This window comes from Lysobacter enzymogenes (assembly GCF_017168095.1).
Classification (GTDB): domain Bacteria; phylum Pseudomonadota; class Gammaproteobacteria; order Xanthomonadales; family Xanthomonadaceae; genus Lysobacter; species Lysobacter enzymogenes_D.
This window is the reverse complement of the sequence record NZ_LXSD01000508.1, coordinates 1-3,117: the sequence shown is the minus strand read 5'-3', so window position 1 is coordinate 3,117 and position 3,117 is coordinate 1. Positions and strand designations below refer to the sequence as shown.

The window sequence follows — 3,117 nt, the reverse complement described above, 5'->3', positions numbered from 1 at the left end:
GCCGATGCCGTCGTCGCCGACGCGGCGCAAGCGCCGCACGACGCGCCGTCGCTGGACTACGCCGTCGCCCAGGTCGACCCGACCGCCGGCGCGACCGCGCCGCCGGCCGAACCGCCCGCCGCGAGCGCCGACCCGCGCACCGACGCCGAGCGCGACTTCGACGCGCTCTACGGCACCGCGCAGCAGGAATACAACCCGGTCGCCGATCCCACCCTGCCGGCGCCGGCCAACGTGCCCGGCGGCTACGACCCGTGGGAGAAGTACAACCGCAAGATGCACCGCTTCAACAACGCGGTCGACCGCGGCGTGGCCAAGCCGCTGGCGCGCGCCTACACCAAGGTGGTGCCGCGGCCGATCCGCCTGGGCGTCAGCAACTTCTTCAACAACCTCGGCCAGCCGGTGTCGATGGTCAACGCGCTGCTGCAGGGCAAACCCAAGCAGGCGGCGCAGTCGCTGGGCCGGTTCGCGCTCAACACCACGCTCGGCATCGGCGGCATCTTCGATCCGGCCACCGCGGCCAAGCTGCCCAACCGCAGCGAAGACTTCGGCCAGACCCTCGGCGTGTGGGGCTGGAAGCGCTCGCGTTACTTCGAATTGCCGTTCTTCGGCCCGCGCACCGTGCGCGACGCCTTCGGCGCGGTCGGCGACGCGCCGCTGAGCCCGCTGCGCCGGATCGAGCGCGACCGCATCCGCATCGGCCTGCAGGGCCTGCAGCTGGTCGACATCCGCGCCCAGCTGCTGCCGCTGGACAACCTGCGCGAAGGCGCCGAGGACGAATACGCGCTGGTGCGCGATTCGTGGATGCAGCGCCGCGATTACCAGATCTTCGGCGACCGCCTGGAGAAGAACGGCGACACCCAGCTGCCGGACTACCTGCAGGACGACAGCAACCCGAGCGTGCCGGCGAACGCCATGCCGGTGATGCCGACCGACGGCGCCGGCGTGCGCTGAGCTGCGCGAACGTTGGAAACGCGAACGGCCCGGATGCGAATCCGGGCCGTTTCGCTTTCAGGCCACCGCGATGCGCCGGTTTTCCCCTGTAGGAGCGGCGCGAGCCGCGACTGCGGGGTGGCCAGCTGGCGTCGCAAGCGCGGTGTCGCGGTCGCGACTCGCGTCGCTCCTACAGGGGGAAACGCGACTACGGCGCGAGCGGGTTGCTTCGCTCGGTTGCTGCAGGCCCGGCGCATCGTCTATGCGAAGAGCCGCGCGCAAGTCGTTTCGTTTTAGGCCCGCCGCGCTGCTTCGATTTCCCCCTGTAGGAGCGGCGCGAGCCGCGACCGGGGGGTCGCAAGATTGCGTCGCAAGCGCGGTTTCGCGGTCGCGGCTTGCGCCGCTCCTACAGGGAGAAACGCGACTGCGGCGCGAGCGGGTTGCTTCGCTCGGTTGCTGCAGGCCAGTCGCACCGTCGATGCGAAGAGCCGCGTGCAAGCCGTTTCGTTTTGCGCACGCCGCGCTGCTTCGATTTCCCCCTGTAGGAGCGGCGCGAGCCGCGACCGAGGGGTTACAGCTTGCGTCGCAAGCGCGGTGTCGCGGTCGCGACTCGCGTCGCTCCTACAGGGGGAACGCGACTGCGGCGCGAGCGGGTTACTTCGCTTCGTCCGGCTCCGGCAAACCCGCTGCGCCTTCGATCGGCTGCGGGCCGTCGGACTCCAGCGCCTGCGCGTCGTCGTCGGCAGGCGGCAAGGCCAGCGCGGCGGACGCATCGTCGCCTTCGCGCTCGTCGTCCAGCGCCGATTCCACCAGCTTCGCCGGCATCGCCTTGTTCGGCTTGACCCCCAGTTCGCGCAGCATTTCGGCCTGGCGGATCGCGTTGCCCTTGCCGCGGCCGAGCTTGTCGCGCGCGGCCTCCAGGGTCTTGTGGGCGCCGTCGAGCTGGCTCGCGGCCTTGTCCAGGTCGGCCACGAACGCGGCCAGTTTGTCGTACAGCAGCGCGCCGCGCTTGGCGATTTCCTGGGCGTTGCGGCTCTGCGCTTCCTGCCGCCACAGGTGCTTGATCGTGCGCACCACGAACAGCAGCGTGGACGGGCTCACCATCAACACGTTGCGGTCCCAGCCTTCCATGAACAAGCCGCGGTCGTTGGCCACGGCCAGCATGAACGCCGGTTCGATCGGCACGAACATCAGCACGAAGTCGAGCGAGCGCAGGCCGTACAGCTCTTCGTAGCGCTTCTCCGACAGGCCGCGCATGTGCTGGCGCATCGACTCGACGTGGCGCTTGAGCGCGCGCGCGCGGGTGTCCTCGTCCTCGGCGCTGACGTACTGCTCGTAGGCGACCAGCGACATCTTCGCGTCGACGATCATGTGCCGGTCTTCGGGCAGGTGCAGGGTCACGTCCGGGCGGCGCTCGCCGTCCTCGGTGCCGTGGCTTTCCTGCACGTCGTATTCCTCGCCGCGGCGCAGGCCGGCCGATTCCAGCACCCGCTCCAGCACCAGTTCGCCCCAGGCGCCCTGGGCCTTGTTCGAGCCCTTGAGCGCGGTGGTGAGGTTCTTGGCGTCCTCGCTGAGCGACTGGTTGAGCGTCATCAGCTGGCGCACCTGTTCGCCCAGCGCGGTGCGGTCGCGGGTTTCGTTGTCGTAGACGGTTTCGACCCGGGTCTGGAACTCGGCCAGCTTCTGCTGCAGCGGATCGAGCAACTGGCCCAGGTGGCTGCGGTTCTGCTCGGTGAAGCGCCGGCTCTTCTCTTCCAGGATCTCGTTGGCGAGGTTGCGGAACTGCGCGCTGAGTTCGTCGCGCACCTCGCGCAGCTGGGCGATCTTCTCCTGCGCCTGGTTGCGCTCGGCCTCCAGCTGGGTCGCGGTGCGGCCGAGTTCGACCGTGCGCCGGCTGAGGTCGCCGGCGATGGCGTCGCGCTCGCGTTCGAGCTGTTCGAACTCCAGGCGCAGGCGCTGCAGGGCCTGCTGCTCCTTGTCGAGTTCGGCGCTGGTGCGGCCGATGGCCTCGCGCAGCAGGCCGCTGTCGCGCACCAGTTGGGTGCGCTGGGCGTCGAGTTCGTCGAGCCGCGCCTGCAGTTCGGGAATGCGCGCGCAGCGCTCGCTGAGCTGGGCGCGCTCGGCCTGGCCGGCGGCGAGCTGGGCGGCGAACTCGGCGCGGGCCGCTTCCTGCGCGCGCGCGGCGCC

Annotated in this window: 2 protein-coding genes; one reads left to right on the top strand and one right to left on the bottom strand. The window is 70.3% G+C overall.

Annotated elements, in window-relative coordinates:
• A partial coding sequence (locus A7A76_RS20765; RefSeq protein ID WP_241201090.1) for an MlaA family lipoprotein occupies positions 1 to 951 on the top strand: 951 nt, incomplete at its 5' end.
• A 633-nt stretch (positions 952 to 1,584) separates the two neighbouring features.
• Here A7A76_RS20765 and rmuC read toward each other — a convergent pair.
• Positions 1,585 to 3,117, bottom strand: a 1,533-nt coding sequence (gene rmuC / locus A7A76_RS20760; protein ID WP_206413088.1) for a DNA recombination protein RmuC, incomplete at its 5' end; no start/stop codon positions are given.